This window comes from Pseudomonas grimontii, from assembly GCF_007858185.1.
GTDB lineage: Bacteria > Pseudomonadota > Gammaproteobacteria > Pseudomonadales > Pseudomonadaceae > Aquipseudomonas > Aquipseudomonas grimontii.
On the sequence record NZ_VFES01000001.1, the window covers coordinates 55,655 to 70,234 of the forward strand.

At 58.5% G+C, this 14,580-nt stretch carries 16 protein-coding genes and 1 tRNA gene; 6 read left to right on the forward strand and 11 right to left on the reverse strand.

The annotated features are described in order from the left end of the window. Position 1 precedes the first annotated feature (1 nt). The 10 genes from FIV39_RS00290 to FIV39_RS00335 form a co-directional block, all read right to left on the reverse strand. Positions 2-199 carry a hypothetical protein gene (locus tag FIV39_RS00290; RefSeq protein ID WP_090409653.1) on the reverse strand — a complete coding sequence of 66 codons (198 nt, stop codon included), beginning with the start codon at positions 197-199 and terminating at the stop codon, positions 2-4. Between the two features lie 200 nt (positions 200-399). Beyond that, complete coding sequence (locus tag FIV39_RS00295; RefSeq protein WP_090409651.1) at positions 400-1,323, reverse strand: sigma 54-interacting transcriptional regulator; 924 nt, start codon at positions 1,321-1,323, stop codon at positions 400-402. A 323-nt stretch (positions 1,324-1,646) separates the two neighbouring features. Further along, on the reverse strand, positions 1,647-2,747 hold the full coding sequence (ychF, locus tag FIV39_RS00300; RefSeq protein WP_090409649.1) for a redox-regulated ATPase YchF: 1,101 nt from the start codon (positions 2,745-2,747) through the stop codon (positions 1,647-1,649). A 22-nt stretch (positions 2,748-2,769) separates the two neighbouring features. Beyond that, entirely contained in the window at positions 2,770-3,354 is a 585-nt protein-coding gene (gene pth, locus FIV39_RS00305) for an aminoacyl-tRNA hydrolase (RefSeq protein WP_010213318.1), read from the reverse strand. Positions 3,355-3,521: 167 nt separating this feature from the next. Further along, positions 3,522-4,121 carry a 50S ribosomal protein L25/general stress protein Ctc gene (locus FIV39_RS00310; RefSeq protein WP_090409647.1) on the reverse strand — a complete coding sequence of 200 codons (600 nt, stop codon included), beginning with the start codon at positions 4,119-4,121 and terminating at the stop codon, positions 3,522-3,524. A gap of 138 nt (positions 4,122-4,259) precedes the next feature. Further along, positions 4,260-5,201 carry a ribose-phosphate pyrophosphokinase gene (locus tag FIV39_RS00315; protein ID WP_003171603.1) on the reverse strand — a complete coding sequence of 314 codons (942 nt, stop codon included), beginning with the start codon at positions 5,199-5,201 and terminating at the stop codon, positions 4,260-4,262. Positions 5,202-5,247: 46 nt separating this feature from the next. Next, positions 5,248-5,322: transfer RNA gene (locus tag FIV39_RS00320), tRNA-Gln, on the reverse strand. 37 nt (positions 5,323-5,359) lie between these two features. After that, a complete protein-coding gene (gene ispE, locus FIV39_RS00325; RefSeq protein ID WP_244176499.1) occupies positions 5,360-6,163 on the reverse strand; it encodes a 4-(cytidine 5'-diphospho)-2-C-methyl-D-erythritol kinase in 804 nt (267 codons plus the stop codon). A gap of 49 nt (positions 6,164-6,212) precedes the next feature. Further along, entirely contained in the window at positions 6,213-6,830 is a 618-nt protein-coding gene (gene lolB, locus FIV39_RS00330; protein ID WP_090409643.1) for a lipoprotein insertase outer membrane protein LolB, read from the reverse strand. 4 nt (positions 6,831-6,834) lie between these two features. After that, positions 6,835-8,559, reverse strand: coding sequence for a tetratricopeptide repeat protein (locus FIV39_RS00335; protein WP_090409642.1), 1,725 nt, complete (start codon positions 8,557-8,559; stop codon positions 6,835-6,837). Positions 8,560-8,833: 274 nt separating this feature from the next. On the opposite strand from FIV39_RS00335, the gene hemA reads away from it, so the two are divergent. The 6 genes from hemA (at position 8,834) to FIV39_RS00365 (ending at position 14,187) form a co-directional block, all read left to right on the forward strand. After that, positions 8,834-10,120 carry a glutamyl-tRNA reductase gene (hemA, locus tag FIV39_RS00340; protein WP_090409641.1) on the forward strand — a complete coding sequence of 429 codons (1,287 nt, stop codon included), beginning with the start codon at positions 8,834-8,836 and terminating at the stop codon, positions 10,118-10,120. Continuing rightward, entirely contained in the window at positions 10,117-11,199 is a 1,083-nt protein-coding gene (prfA, locus tag FIV39_RS00345; protein ID WP_090409639.1) for a peptide chain release factor 1, read from the forward strand. Before hemA ends, prfA begins: the two co-directional genes overlap by 4 nt. Then, positions 11,200-12,030 (forward strand): peptide chain release factor N(5)-glutamine methyltransferase, encoded by an 831-nt coding sequence (gene prmC, locus FIV39_RS00350; protein ID WP_090409637.1) that lies wholly within the window; start codon positions 11,200-11,202, stop codon positions 12,028-12,030. Next, positions 12,024-12,779 carry a molybdopterin-synthase adenylyltransferase MoeB gene (locus tag FIV39_RS00355; RefSeq protein WP_090409635.1) on the forward strand — a complete coding sequence of 252 codons (756 nt, stop codon included), beginning with the start codon at positions 12,024-12,026 and terminating at the stop codon, positions 12,777-12,779. Before prmC ends, FIV39_RS00355 begins: the two co-directional genes overlap by 7 nt. Next, complete coding sequence (murI, locus tag FIV39_RS00360) at positions 12,772-13,566, forward strand: glutamate racemase (protein WP_090409633.1); 795 nt, start codon at positions 12,772-12,774, stop codon at positions 13,564-13,566. The genes FIV39_RS00355 and murI overlap by 8 nt, the downstream gene beginning before the upstream one ends. 102 nt (positions 13,567-13,668) lie before the next feature. Continuing rightward, positions 13,669-14,187 (forward strand): acyloxyacyl hydrolase, encoded by a 519-nt coding sequence (locus FIV39_RS00365; RefSeq protein WP_090409631.1) that lies wholly within the window; start codon positions 13,669-13,671, stop codon positions 14,185-14,187. A 74-nt stretch (positions 14,188-14,261) separates the two neighbouring features. On the opposite strand, the gene FIV39_RS00370 is transcribed toward FIV39_RS00365, so the two are convergent. Beyond that, complete coding sequence (locus FIV39_RS00370; RefSeq protein WP_027606879.1) at positions 14,262-14,567, reverse strand: YkgJ family cysteine cluster protein; 306 nt, start codon at positions 14,565-14,567, stop codon at positions 14,262-14,264. Positions 14,568-14,580 lie beyond the last annotated feature (13 nt).

The window sequence follows — 14,580 nt, forward strand, 5'->3', positions numbered from 1 at the left end:
GTCAGAGCCGTATTTTGGTTAGGTTATCTTTTACAGCGGTGAGTATTTCGGATCGAAAACCTTCTTTTGCCAGTTGATACTGTTTGTCCTTTTTTTCTTCGTCAAGCTCGCGCATTTTGGCTTCGTGTAACTTATCGGACACGGCGGTAGTTGCACCGCCAAACAGAGTTCCCAAAGCGCCGCCTATAAGACCTAACATAATGGAGTGACCTCGATTCTGATTTGATTTAAGGTTGATGGCTTAAAATTTCGTGTGTGACGTTGAATGAATCGACGTACGTCGATCGTGATTTAAGTGGTCGGGTCTTAAGTTGAAGTTCCATGGTTCAAGCGGGTCTGTCTTCGAATGCCCACTTAACTTGTCGCTTAATGTGACAGCGTTAGTGTCATGGATATTCATCAGTCCAACGGTATTTCAAGCTGTTTCAGCCTGTAGTACAGCGTACGCTTGGCGATGCCCAGCTCACTTGCCACGGTATCCACGCAGTGCTGGTTGCGGCGCAGTGATTCTTCGATCAAGGCTTTTTCAATTTGCTGCAAGCGTGTTTTCAGGCTCATGGGGTGCGGTGGTTGGCTGCCTACGATGGTTGAGAGTGGTGGCAGTCCCAGCACGAAGCGTTTGGCGGTCGAACGCAGCTCCCGGACATTGCCCAGCCATGGGTGGCACAGCAGCTGTTGCAACAGTCCGCCAGAAGGAGGCGGTGCAGTGCAGTTGAATTGTTCGGCCTCCTGCTGAACCATCTCCTTGAACAGCGGGATGATGCGCTCGCGTCGATCCCGCAAGGTCGGGAGTTGCATACTGACCACGTTCAGGCGGAAGTAAAGATCGCGCCGGAAAGCGCCTTGCTCGACCATGATGTGCAGCGACTGCTGAGCCGACGCTATGACGCGCATATCCACGGAAATGAAGCGGGTCGAGCCCAAGCGCTCTACGCCACGCGACTCTAGTACGCGTAATAGTTTGGCCTGCAGGCTCAAGGGCATGCTGTCGATCTCGTCGAGGTACAGGGTGCCCAGGTGGGCAGCTTCGACAAAGCCGGCCCGTGATTGCATCGCCCCGGTATAGGCACCGCTGTTGACACCGAACAACTGGCTTTCGGCCAGACTTTCTGGAATAGCGGCGCAGTTAACGGCGACAAAGTTGCCTCTGCGTCCCGATAAGCGATGAATTCGTTGCGCCAACGTATCTTTACCGGTGCCGGTCTCACCCAGTAATAAAATGTCAACGTTGAGGGTTGCAGTGCTGTTAAGCGTGTTTTCTATCTCATGGCCTTCGATGAGTGAGACGTCTGTTTTACTATCCGTATGGACGGAGGCCGACATCGACTGGTACTCCATGTTCACTATTGCTTCACTGTTTAAAAGCGCAGTGTTTGAGCGCCAGTCAAGTAGAGCGCAGAATATAAAAGTTGTCATGCTTTCTTGATGCAGGATAAGTACCAAAATGGTGTGAGAGCATGACTGTTGTTTAATGATATGGAATTACATATTTTTTTGAGCTTGAATGCGATTAAGTAAATAAGAATAGTCTGAATGGGGGTTCAGCTTTGATGGTTTTTTTTTGGATTATTATTTAAGTTGCCGCCCGCAAAAAAGCCGATGCAGTGCATCGGCTTTTTGATTACTTAGGGTGTTGCAAGTGATACTTACACGTTAAAGCGGAAGTGCATCACATCGCCATCCTTGACGATATATTCCTTACCTTCCAGGCGCCACTTACCGGCTTCCTTGGCACCGGCTTCACCCTTGTACTGGATGAAATCGTTGTAGGCGATCACTTCGGCACGGATAAAGCCTTTTTCGAAGTCGGTGTGGATCACGCCAGCGGCTTGTGGCGCTGTGGCACCGACCTTGACAGTCCAGGCACGGACTTCTTCGACACCGGCGGTGAAGTAAGTCTGCAGGTTGAGCATTTCATAACCGGCGCGGATCACGCGGTTCAGGCCAGGCTCTTCCAGGCCCAGGGCCTCAAGGAACATGTCTTTTTCTTCGCCGTCATCAAGCTCGGCGATTTCCGCTTCGATCTTGTTGCACACCGGAACCACGATGGCGCCTTCTTCGTCGGCGATGGCCTTGACGACATCGAGCAACGGGTTGTTCTCGAAACCGTCTTCGGCAACGTTGGCGATGTACATCACAGGCTTGGTGGTCAGCAGATGGAAGCCCTTGACCACGGCCTTCTCGTCAGCGCCCATGGTCTTCATCAGGCTGCGTGCCGGCTTGCCCAGGGTGAAGTGGGCGATCAACTGTTCCAGCAGGCCTTTCTGGACCACTGCGTCCTTGTCGCCACCCTTGGCGTTGCGCGCGACTTTCTGCAGTTGTTTCTCACAGCTGTCGAGGTCGGCGAAGATCAGTTCCAGGTCGATGATCTCGATGTCGCGTTTCGGGTCGACGCTGTTGGAGACGTGAATCACGTTCTCGTCTTCAAAGCAGCGGACCACGTGGGCGATGGCATCGGTTTCGCGGATGTTGGCCAGGAACTTGTTGCCCAGGCCTTCACCTTTCGACGCGCCGGCTACCAGGCCTGCGATGTCGACGAATTCCATGGTGGTCGGCAGGACGCGCTTGGGATTGACGATGGCTGACAGTGCATCCAGGCGCGGATCCGGCATCGGCACGATACCGCTGTTGGGTTCGATGGTGCAGAAGGGGAAGTTCTCCGCCGCAATACCGGACTTGGTCAAAGCGTTGAACAAGGTGGATTTGCCGACGTTGGGCAGGCCGACGATGCCGCAATTGAATCCCATGGTGTTTCCCCTCGGAAAAAAGTCAGGCCTTCTGGCTGTGCAGGTTTTTCATCGCGCGGTTCCATTCACCGGCGAAGATATCCGGCAGCACGCCGAGGGCAAAGTCGATGCTGGCATCGAGTTTTTCCTGTTCGGCGCGTGGCGCACGACCCAGGACGAAATTTGAAACCATACTGGCGACACCTGGGTGGCCAATGCCGAGCCGCAGGCGGTAAAAATTATTCTGATTGCCCAACTGCGCGATGATGTCGCGCAGGCCATTGTGCCCGCCATGCCCGCCGCCGAGCTTGAGCTTGGCAACGCCGGGTGGCAGGTCCAGTTCGTCATGGGCCACCAGGATTTCTTCGGGTTTGATCCTGAAGAAGCCCGCAAGCGCCGCGACAGCCTGGCCGCTGCGGTTCATGTAGGTGGTGGGAATCAACAGACGAACATCCTGACCCTGATGCGAGAAGCGTCCGGTCAGGCCAAAATATTTGCGATCGGCCACCAGGTTTACACCTTGGGCGTGGGCGATGCGCTCAACAAAAAGGGCCCCCGCGTTATGCCGGGTCTGTTCGTATTCGGCGCCTGGATTTCCCAGGCCAACGATCAGTTTAATGGCAGTCACGACAGGGGCCCTTCCTTTGGAGTTGTGGATAACATCGTCTGACCTGAGTGCGGCGAAAGTGGACGACAGGAGCTAACTTATCCAGAGATAAACTTCGCGTTATCGCCCGCTTTCTCGCTACGTTTCGGTCCGCGATGTTTCCTCAAGCTCCGGCAATACAGAGTGAATTACTCTGCAGCGCCTTCTTCAGCTTCTGGAGCAACGCGTGGAGCGTGTACGTTTGCAACAGCTTTGTCATCACCGTGAGCCAGTGCGACAAACTCAACGCCTTTAGGGGCCTTGAGGTCGGACAGGTGGATGATTGTGCCGATTTCCAGAGCCGACAGGTCGACTTCGATGAACTCAGGCAGATCTTTCGGCAGGCAAGTCACTTCGATTTCGTTCAGGACGTGAGAGATCTCGCCGCCTTTCTTGATCGGAGCTTCTTCACCAACAAAGTGCACAGGCACGATAGCGGTCAGTTTCTGGCCGGCTACGACGCGTACGAAGTCAGCGTGCAGAACGTGACCCTTGGACGGGTGACGTTGCAGAGCTTTGATGATCACGTTTTGCTTAGTGCCACCAACGTTCAGTTCGATAACGTGGCTGTAGGCAGCATCGTTTTCGAGCAGCTTGGCAACTTCTTTAGCCAGCATGCTGATGGATTCAGGGGCTTTTTCGCCACCGTAAACTACAGCTGGAACCAGGCTTGCGAGACGACGCAGGCGGCGGCTCGCACCTTTCCCCAGGTCGGAACGCACTTCAGCATTCAGAGTAAAATCGTTCATGTTGTATCTCCAAAATAACCACATTCGCCCCAGCGTTTGCGACCAGCGCTAAAGGCGATATGGGCAAAAAAGCCCCGCCCCAACAGTATGCTGGGGCGGGGCGCTTTTCGTCAGTGAGGTGTTCCGAAGGTTTGACCCTTAGCGGAACATCGCGCTGATCGATTCTTCGTTGCTGATGCGGCGAACCGCTTCGGCAACTACCGGTGCGATATCCAGTTGACGGATACGCGCACAGGCTTGAGCTGCTGCGGACAACGGGATGGTGTTAGTCACCACCAGTTCGTCCAGCACGGAATTCTCGATGTTCTCGATCGCTCGGCCCGACAGCACAGGGTGTGTGCAGTAGGCGAAGACTTTAGCTGCACCGTGCTCTTTCAAGGCTTTGGCCGCGTGGCACAGGGTGCCGGCGGTGTCGACCATGTCATCAACCAGAATACAGGTACGCCCTTCGACATCACCGATGATATGCATCACTTCAGAGTGATTGGCTTTCTCGCGGCGTTTGTCGATGATCCCGAGGTCCACGCCCAGGGATTTGGCAACCGCCCGTGCACGCACGACGCCACCAATGTCCGGGGACACGATCATCAGGTTTTCAAAGCGCTGGTCTTCGATGTCATCCACCAATACTGGGGAGCCGTAGATGTTATCTACTGGAATATCGAAGAACCCCTGGATTTGGTCAGCGTGCAGGTCAACCGTGAGAACACGGTCAATGCCTACCACGGTCAGCATGTCAGCAACGACTTTCGCGCTGATAGCCACACGTGCGGAACGCGGACGGCGATCCTGACGGGCATAACCAAAGTAAGGGATTACAGCTGTGATTCGAGTCGCTGAGGAGCGGCGGAAGGCATCAGCCATCACGACGAGTTCCATCAGGTTATCGTTGGTCGGAGCGCAGGTCGGCTGAATAATGAAGACGTCTTTACCGCGGACGTTTTCATTGATCTCGGCTGTAATTTCGCCGTCGGAGAACTTACCGACAGAGATGTCACCGAGAGGGATATGCAGCTGACGTACGACACGTCGAGCCAGATCGGGGTTGGCGTTCCCCGTAAAGACCATCATCTTGGACACGCGCAGTACCTAGAGGCTGAGGGTAACCTGGATGAGTATTAGAAAATGGCAGGGGCGGCTGGATTCGAACCAACGCATGGCAGGATCAAAACCTGCTGCCTTACCGCTTGGCGACGCCCCTGTATCTGTTGCAACGAGTACCCAGTACTCGATTCCTTTTAGAGCAGACTTTGCAGCTTGCGATGCAACATCGAAACGTTGCTTCCCTTTGCTACAAACCCTGTAAGGGTCTCTGTAAGAAGGGCCGAGACTTTATCAGCTTCAGCTTTGCTTGGGAAGCCCCCAAACACACAACTTCCAGTTCCGGTTAATTTTGCTTCGGTAAATTTACCTAACAAATTCAAAGCGTTACGTACCTCTGGATAACGCCTTGCTACAACCGGTAAGCAGTCATTTCGACTGTTTCCCTTGGGAACGGGGCGCACTTTAATGGGAGGAGAGTTACGTGTCAACAGTGGATCTGAAAAAATTTCTGCTGTACTTACAGATACTTGCGGGACAAGCACGACATACCAAGGCTCTTCGGGGTATTCCGGGGTGAGTTTTTCCCCCACGCCTTCAGCAAAAGCGGCGTGTCCATGCACGAAAACCGGGACGTCGGCGCCCAGCGTGAGGCCCAGCGCAGCCAGGCGATCATGGTCCCAACCCAGTTGCCACAAGTGGTTCAGCCCCAGCAGTGTGGTCGCGGCATTTGAACTGCCACCCCCGATTCCGCCCCCCATGGGCAAAATTTTATCGATCCATATATCGATGCCCTGCGAACAATCGGACTGCTCCTGAAGTTTTTTGGCCGCCCTCACGATCAGATTGTTGTCGTGGGGCACGCCTTCGAATTCAGTGTGCAGCTGGATCACACCATCGTCGCGTAGGGCGAAGGTGAGCTCATCGCCGTAGTCGAGAAATTGAAACAGTGTCTGCAGTTCGTGGTAGCCGTCTTCACGGCGACCGAGAATGTGCAGCATCAGATTGAGTTTGGCAGGTGAGGGCAGGGTCAGTTTTTCTACGGTCACGTTATTGCCCCAGCTTGCGCGGTTGCCAGTCCTTGATTACCAGCGTGACGTCCAGGTCGGTGCCGTGCAGCTTGATGCGCTCTGGTAGCCAATAGCCGCCCTGTTCCACGTAGCTGAGGTACTCCACCTGCCAGCCATCTTGTTCCAGGGTGGCCAGGCGGCTGTCACCGTTAAGGCTCAGGCGGCTCTTGCTGTCCGGTGCGGGCAAGCCACGGACCCACCACACCAGGTGCGAGACCGGCAGTTTCCAGCCAATCTGCTCTTCCAGCAGTGTTTCGGGCGAGGTGGCCTCATAGCGGCCCTGATTGGCCACTTCGAGGCTGACTTGTCCCGGGCGACCGGTCAGGCGGGCGGCGCCACGGCCCAAAGGGCCGGACAAGCGAATGTCGTAGTAGTCCTGGCGTTGCAGCCAGAACAAGGTGCCGCTGCCGGAGTCTTTCGGCGCGCGCACACCCACTTTGCCTTCGATCTGCCAGCCGTCGATGCTGGCGAGCTGATCCTTGTGCTGCTTCCATTGCGCCGGGTTGCCCTGGCCTTCAACGGATTCACGGCTGCCTATGCCCGCGCAACCGGCGAGCAGGGCGATAAGACTGAACACTACAACGTGGCGCAAGAACATAAGCTTAAAGGGTCTCGGATCCGGTCAGGCGCTTGATGGTGCCGCGCAGGATGGGGCTTTCGGGTTGTTCCTTGAGGAATTTTTCCCAGATTTGGCGGGCTTCGCGCTGCTTGCCATTGGCCCACAGCACCTCGCCCAGGTGTGCAGCGACTTCCTGATCGGGGAAGCGCTCCAGCGCCTGGCGCAGCAAGCGTTCGGCTTCGTCGAGGTTGCCCAGGCGATAGTTCACCCAGCCCAGGCTGTCGAGTACGGCCGGGTCTTCCGGGTTGAGCTTGTGCGCTTGTTCGATCAACACCTTGGCTTCGTCGTAACGCGTGGTGCGGTCGGACAAGGTGTAGCCCAAGGCATTCAGGGCCATGGCGTTGTCCGGGTCGCGCTTGATGATCAGGCGCAGGTCTTTTTCCATCTGCGCCAGGTCATTGCGTTTTTCCGCCTGCATGGCGCGGGTGTACAGCAGGTTCAAATCGTCGGGGTATTGCAGCAAGGCTTGTTGCAGTACCTTCCAGGCGCGCTCACCCTGATTATTGGCGGACAAGGTCTCGGCCTGGATCAGGTAAAGCTGTATCGCGTAGTCCGGTTCCGCATCCCGTGCAGCGGCCAGGCGTTTTTCTGCCTCGTCGGTGCGACCGTTGCTCATCAGGATGTCGGCCTGGCGCAGTTGGGCCGGCAGGTAGTCGTTGCCTGGGCCGACTTGTGCGTATTCGAGCAGGGCGGCCTGTGGGTCGCTGCGTTCTTCTGCGATGCGGCCCAGGTTCAGGTGTGCCGAGTCGACATGACTTTCACGCTCGATCAGCTCTTCCAGATAACCCTTGGCCTCGTCCCAGGCCTTGGCTTCCAGGCACACCAGCGCCAGGGAGTAACGCAGTTCATCGTCATCCGGGTATTGCTGGAGCAGGTTGGCGAACTGCACTTTGGCGTCCTCCATGCGGTCCTGCTCCACCAGCGTGCGTGCATAAGTCAGGCGCAGGCGCTTGTCGTCCGGGTATTTCTTGATGCTTTTTTCCAGCAGTGGAATTGCTTCCTTGCCGCGATTGAGGTTCTGCAGCAGGCGCGCGCGCAGAAGAATCGGCGCGATCTCGCCCTCTTCCGGCGGGTTCTGTTCCAGCAGCTTCAGTGCGGCTTCGGCTTCATCATCCTGTTGCAGTAGCAGGGCCTTGCCGAATACCAGTTGGCTGTTCTTCGGGTGTTTTTGCAGCAGGCGGTCGAAACTCTTCATCAAACCGTTGCGCGTGTCCTGGTCGGTGTCGGCAGCCGACAGCGCAAGAAAGTCGAAATGGGTGTCGCCCTTGCCTTGCAGGACTTTCTCCATATAGACCATGGAGTCGTCATAACGCCCGGCCCGCGCCAATTGGATGGCTGCGGCCCGCTGGGCTTCCAGATCGTCCGGCGCGTTCTTCGCCCAGATCAGCGAGGTGTCCAGCGCGGCCTGATCGGCCCCCAAATACTCGGCAATGCGGAACGCCCGCTCGGAAATTCCCGGGTCTTGAGTGTTGATAGCCTGGGTTACATAGTTATCCAGCGCAATATCGAAGCGATTGCGCTGGCCAGCCAGTTCGGCGCTCAGCAGGCTGAAGATCGTTTCTTCACTGAACGAGGAATAAACCTTGGGCTTTTCAGGGGCGGGAGTACTGTCTTCCACCGGCGGCGTACCGTCCGGCGACGCGGGGGCCAAGGCCTGGCAGCCGCTGAGGAAGACAAAAGCAAGGAGCAACGCGGAGGATCTATTCATATAGGAAGAGGACGACTAACCTGCGGTCGGATCATCATGACACAAGCCTTCGGCCAAACATAACCGTGTAGGCGCGAGCTTGCTCGCGAAAAGCCTGAGGACAACGCGTTTTCTCAGGAGGCCGCGTCATGGTTCACGACCATCGCGAGCAGGCTTGCGCCTACAGATGGCCTTTTTATAGGCATAAGCTACTAGGACAATAGACGACGGTGGTTGTTCTGAATCTTTCGAAGTAGGACAATTGTCGGCTTCCCGACATCATCAGCGATATTGAATGGCCTTCCTCGCACTCGGTATTAACCACAAGACTGCCTCCGTAGACGTGCGCGAGCGCGTGGCGTTTACGCCAGAGCAGTTGGTTGAGGCCTTGCAGCAGCTCTGCCGTCTCACCGACAGCCGCGAAGCTGCGATCCTTTCGACCTGCAATCGCAGTGAGCTTTATATAGAGCAGGAACATCTTTCAGCGGATGTCGTACTGCGCTGGCTGGCTGATTATCACCATTTGAGCCTCGAAGACCTGCGCGCGAGCGCCTATGTGCATGAAGACGATGCGGCAGTTCGTCACATGATGCGTGTGGCATCCGGTCTCGATTCGCTGGTGTTGGGCGAGCCGCAGATCCTGGGCCAGATGAAATCCGCCTACGCCGTGGCGCGCGAGGCCGGCACCGTCGGTCCGCTGCTGGGCCGTCTGTTCCAGGCCACCTTCAATTCCGCCAAGCAGGTGCGCACCGACACCGCCATCGGTGAAAACCCGGTGTCCGTGGCGTTTGCCGCCGTCAGCCTGGCCAAGCAGATTTTCAGCGACTTGCAGCGCAGCCAGGCGCTGTTGATCGGCGCCGGTGAGACCATCACCCTGGTGGCTCGCCACCTGCATGACCTGGGCGTGAAGCGCATCGTGGTCGCCAACCGTACCCTGGAGCGCGCCAGCATCCTCGCCGAGCAATTCGGCGCCCATGCGGTGCTGCTGTCGGACATCCCGGCCGAACTGGTACGCAGCGATATCGTCATCAGCTCCACTGCCAGCCAGCTGCCAATCCTCGGCAAGGGCGCAGTCGAAAGCGCGCTGAAACTGCGCAAGCACAAGCCGATCTTCATGGTCGATATTGCCGTTCCCCGGGATATCGAGCCCGAAGTCGGCGAGTTGGACGACGTTTACCTCTACAGCGTCGACGATCTCCATGAAGTGGTTGCCGAAAACCTCAAGAGTCGCCAGGGCGCTGCCCAGGCTGCTGAAGAGATGGTCAGCATCGGCGCCGACGAATTCATGGTGCGCCTGCGCGAACTGGCGGCGGTGGACGTGCTCAAGGCGTATCGTCAGCAGGGCGAACGCCTGCGTGATGAAGAGTTGATCAAGGCCCAGCGCCTGCTCGCCAACGGCAGCAGCGCCGAGGAGGTGCTGATGCAACTGGCCCGCGGCCTGACCAACAAGTTGCTGCATGCGCCCAGCGTACAATTAAAAAAACTTACCGCCGAAGGCCGCCTCGATGCGCTGGCCATGGCCCAGGAACTCTTTGCCCTCGGTGAGGGCGCGCCCAGCTCTTCGGATAAAAAATCGCAATGAAAGCGTCACTGCTCAATAAACTGGACGTGCTCCAGGACCGTTTCGAAGAACTGACCGCCTTGCTCGGCGACGGTGAGGTCATCTCCGATCAGACCAAATTCCGTGCCTATTCCAAGGAATACGCCGAAGTTGAGCCCGTGGTGGCTACCTACACGAACCTGCTGAAAGTGCAGGCCGACCTCGAAGGTGCCCAGGCGCTGCTCAAGGACAACGACCCGGACATGCGTGAAATGGCCGTGGAAGAAGTCCGCGAAGCCAAGGAAAAGTTGGCCGAGCTGGAAGGCGACCTGCAACGCATGCTGCTGCCCAAGGACCCGAACGACGGTCGCAATGTGTTTCTCGAAATCCGTGCCGGCACCGGCGGCGACGAAGCGGCGATTTTCTCCGGCGACCTGTTCCGCATGTATTCGCGTTATGCCGAGCGTCGCGGCTGGCGGGTCGAGATCCTGTCCGAGAACGAAGGTGAGCACGGCGGCTATAAAGAAGTCATTGCGCGGGTCGAAGGCGACAACGTCTACGGCAAGCTGAAGTTCGAGTCCGGTGCCCATCGCGTGCAGCGCGTTCCTGCGACGGAATCCCAGGGCCGCATCCACACCTCGGCATGCACCGTGGCCGTGTTGCCCGAGCCGGACGAGCAGGAAGCCATCGAGATCAACCCGGCCGACCTGCGGGTCGACACCTACCGCTCGTCGGGCGCCGGTGGTCAGCACGTCAACAAGACTGACTCGGCGATCCGCATCACCCACTTGCCGTCGGGCATCGTGGTGGAGTGCCAGGAAGAGCGCTCCCAGCACAAGAACCGTGCGCGGGCCATGTCCTGGCTGTCGGCCAAGCTCAATGACCAGCAGACCAGCGCCGCCGCCAACGCGATTGCCAGCGAGCGCAAATTGCTGGTGGGCTCGGGCGACCGCTCCGAGCGCATCCGTACCTACAACTTTGCCCAGGGCCGGGTCACCGACCACCGGGTCAACCTCACCCTTTATTCCCTGGACGAGATTCTCGCCGGTGGCGTGGACGCGGTGATCGAGCCATTGCTCGCCGAATACCAGGCCGATCAACTGGCGGCGATAGGTGAATAAATGACCATCATCGCCAGCCTGCTGCGCGCCGCCGACCTGCCCGACTCGCCCACCGCGCGCCTGGATGCCGAGTTACTGCTGGCGGCGGCCTTGGGCAAGTCCCGCAGCTACCTGCACACCTGGCCGGAAAAAATCGTCAGCAGCGAACACGCCCTGGCTTTTGCTGGCTACCTGCAACGCCGCCGCGCCGGTGAGCCGGTGGCCTATATCCTCGGCCAGCAAGGTTTCTGGAAGCTGGACCTGGAGGTTGCACCCCACACGCTGATCCCGCGTCCGGACACCGAGCTGCTGGTGGAAGCGGCCCTGGAATTGTTACCGGCCACACCGGTCAAGGTCCTCGACCTCGGCACCGGCAGCGGCGCCATCGCCCTGGCCCTGGCCAGCGAGCGTCCGGCCTGGCACGTCACGGCCGTCGATCGCGTGCTGGAGGCCGTGGCACTGGCAGAACGCAATCGCCAGCGCCTGCACCTCAATAACGCCACGGTGCTCAACAGCCATTGGTTCAGCGCCCTGGCAGGTCACGCCTACGACCTGATCATCAGTAACCCGCCCTACATCGCCGACAACGATCCGCACCTGGTGGCGGGCGATGTGCGTTTCGAGCCGGCCAGCGCCCTGGTGGCAGGCCATGATGGTTTGGACGACCTGCGCCTGATCATCGCCCAGGCCCCAGCCCATCTGAACGCTGCGGGCTGGCTGCTGCTGGAGCACGGTTACGACCAGGCTGGCGCGGTGCGCGACCTGTTGCTGAGCCAAGGCTTCGAGCAAGTGCACAGCCGTATTGACCTGGGCGGTCATGAGCGCATCTCCGTGGGACGCCGGCCGTGCTGACCGATCAGGAGCTGTTGCGCTATAGCCGACAGATTCTGTTGCAGCATGTCGACATCGATGGCCAATTGCGCCTGAAAAACGGCCGTGCGTTGATCATCGGCCTCGGTGGCCTGGGCGCCCCGGTGGCCATGTACCTGGCCGCCGCTGGCGTCGGCGAATTGCACCTGGCGGATTTCGACACCGTCGACCTCACCAACCTGCAACGCCAGATCATCCATGACACCGACAGCGTCGGCCAGGCCAAGGTCGACTCGGCCATCCATCGCTTGAGCGCCCTCAACCCCGAAGTCAAATTGGTCGCCCATCGCGTCGCGCTGGATGCCGATACCTTGGCGGCGGCGGTGGCAGGCGTGGACGTGGTGCTCGATTGCAGCGACAACTTCTCCACCCGCGAGGCGGTCAATGCCGCCTGCGTGGCGATGGGCAAGCCATTGATCAGCGGCGCGGCGATTCGCCTCGAAGGGCAACTGTCGGTATTCGATCCGCGTCGCGCCGAAAGCCCGTGCTATCACTGTCTATACGGGCACGGCAGCGACACTGAACTGACCTGCAGCGAAGCGGGCGTGGTCGGCCCTCTGGTGGGCCTGGTCGGTAGCCTGCAAGCCCTGGAAGCCTTGAAGTTGCTGGCGGGTTTCGGCGAGCCGCTGGTGGGGCGCTTGCTGCTGATCGACGCATTGAGCACACGCTTTCGCGAATTGCGGGTCAAGCGTGATCCCGGTTGCAGTGTCTGCGGGACGCGACATGGGTAAGGACGCGCCGATCGGTGTGTTCGATTCCGGCGTCGGCGGCTTGTCGGTGCTGGATGAGATTCAGCAATTGCTGCCCCATGAGTCACTGTTGTACGTGGCCGATTGCGGGCATATCCCCTATGGCGAGAAAACCCCGGCGTTCATTCTTGAGCGTTCCCGTTCGGTTGCCGAGTTTTTCCGCGAGCAGGGCGCCAAGGCTTTTGTGATTGCCTGCAACACCGCAACCGTGGCGGCCGTCGCGGATTTGCGCCAGGACTACCCCGACTGGCCGTTGGTGGGTATGGAGCCCGCGGTCAAACCCGCTGCCGCTGCCACTCGCAGTGGCGTGGTCGGGGTGCTCGCCACCACCGGCACCCTGCAAAGCGCCAAGTTCGCCGCGTTGCTCGACCGTTTTGCCACCGATGTGCGGGTGATCACCCAGCCGTGCCCGGGCCTGGTGGAGCTGATTGAAACCGGTGACCTCGACAGCCTGGCCCTGCGTCATTTATTGCAGGGCTATATCGACCCGCTGCTCAGCGCCGGTTGCGACACCATCATCCTCGGCTGCACCCACTATCCTTTCCTCAAGCCGCTTCTGGCGCAGATGCTGCCCCCCAGCATCATCCTCATCGACACCGGCGCTGCCGTCGCGCGGCAGCTCAAGCGTTTGCTGGGCGAGCGCGATCTGCTGGCCCTAGGCGATCCTGAGCCTGCACAGTTCTGGACCAGCGGCGATGTGTATCACCTAAGAAATATCCTACCGACACTATGGAAACATTCTGGAGTTGTGCGAAGCTTCGGGTCGTGAAAATTTCGTGAAATGTCGCTGAACTTCTGAATGTGCGTCAGCTTCTATAGCGAGATGGCCTGTAAAAAATCATACAACTTCGTTTTCAAAGGACTGTTTCTTATGAAGCGCTTGTTCTGTTTAGCCGCGATTGCGGCTGTAGTGGTGGGACACTCTGTTTCGACCCAGGCCGCAGGCCTGGAATTTGGGGTGGGCAGTACCAGCGATTCGACGTTGACCTATCGACTGGGCTTGACCTCGGATTGGGACAAAAGCTGGATGCAGAGCGACGTCGGTCGCCTGACCGGCTACTGGAGCGGCGCCTACACCTATTGGGACGGTGATGAGCGTGCAGGTGCCAGCAGCCTGTCGTTCTCGCCGGTATTTGTGTATGAGTTTGCCGGCCAGTCGGTCAAGCCCTACATCGAAGCCGGGATCGGCGTGGCGGTGTTTTCCCGTACCAAGCTGGAAGACAACAACATCGGCCAGGCTTTCCAGTTCGAAGACCGCCTGGGTTTCGGCCTGCGCTTCACCGGTGGGCATGAAGTGGGCATTCGCGCCACGCACTACTCCAATGCCGGGATCAGCAGCAGTAACGACGGTGTAGAAAGCTACTCGCTGCACTACACCATGCCGCTGTAATTCCCAGGAACGCTGCAGAACAATGTGGGAGTGGGCAAGCCCCTCCCACATTTTGATCGTCATCAGTCTTTAGATCAGCGGTAGGCCGTGGCGATTCCTTCGCGTTCGGTCAGGCACTCCGGTGCGCCCATCTCGAACTCCCGGCAAATCAGCGGCCGACGCTCGTAGATCGTGCACATCATCGTGTCGCGATCCAGCGCCGCGCACCAGCCGTCGTCCAGGCGCAGCATCACTTCACCGCCCCAATCGTCAGTGTCGATATAGCGCTCCGGCACGCCGGTGTCGGTGATCAGCATCACTTCCAGCTGGCAGCAGCAGGCCGCGCAGGTCGAGCAGGTGACGGCGGGTTCGGTGATTTGAATGTGGGGGATGTTGGTCATGGGCGGCAGCTTC

Bases quoted from the DNA above. Each gene is read 5' to 3' on its own strand.
- murI (WP_090409633.1), top strand. From the start codon at position 12,772: ATGGGTAAGGACGCGCCGATCGGTGTGTTCGATTCCGGCGTCGGCGGC.
- hemA (WP_090409641.1), top strand. From the start codon at position 8,834: ATGGCCTTCCTCGCACTCGGTATTAACCACAAGACTGCCTCCGTAGAC.
- FIV39_RS00370 (WP_027606879.1), bottom strand. From the start codon at position 14,567: ATGACCAACATCCCCCACATTCAAATCACCGAACCCGCCGTCACCTGC.
- FIV39_RS00335 (WP_090409642.1), bottom strand. From the start codon at position 8,559: ATGAATAGATCCTCCGCGTTGCTCCTTGCTTTTGTCTTCCTCAGCGGC.
- ychF (WP_090409649.1), bottom strand. From the start codon at position 2,747: ATGGGATTCAATTGCGGCATCGTCGGCCTGCCCAACGTCGGCAAATCC.
- ispE (WP_244176499.1), bottom strand. From the start codon at position 6,163: ATGCTGCACATTCTCGGTCGCCGTGAAGACGGCTACCACGAACTGCAG.
- FIV39_RS00310 (WP_090409647.1), bottom strand. From the start codon at position 4,121: ATGAACGATTTTACTCTGAATGCTGAAGTGCGTTCCGACCTGGGGAAA.
- lolB (WP_090409643.1), bottom strand. From the start codon at position 6,830: ATGTTCTTGCGCCACGTTGTAGTGTTCAGTCTTATCGCCCTGCTCGCC.
- FIV39_RS00365 (WP_090409631.1), top strand. From the start codon at position 13,669: ATGAAGCGCTTGTTCTGTTTAGCCGCGATTGCGGCTGTAGTGGTGGGA.
- FIV39_RS00290 (WP_090409653.1), bottom strand. From the start codon at position 199: ATGTTAGGTCTTATAGGCGGCGCTTTGGGAACTCTGTTTGGCGGTGCA.
- FIV39_RS00295 (WP_090409651.1), bottom strand. From the start codon at position 1,323: ATGTCGGCCTCCGTCCATACGGATAGTAAAACAGACGTCTCACTCATC.
- prmC (WP_090409637.1), top strand. From the start codon at position 11,200: ATGACCATCATCGCCAGCCTGCTGCGCGCCGCCGACCTGCCCGACTCG.
- prfA (WP_090409639.1), top strand. From the start codon at position 10,117: ATGAAAGCGTCACTGCTCAATAAACTGGACGTGCTCCAGGACCGTTTC.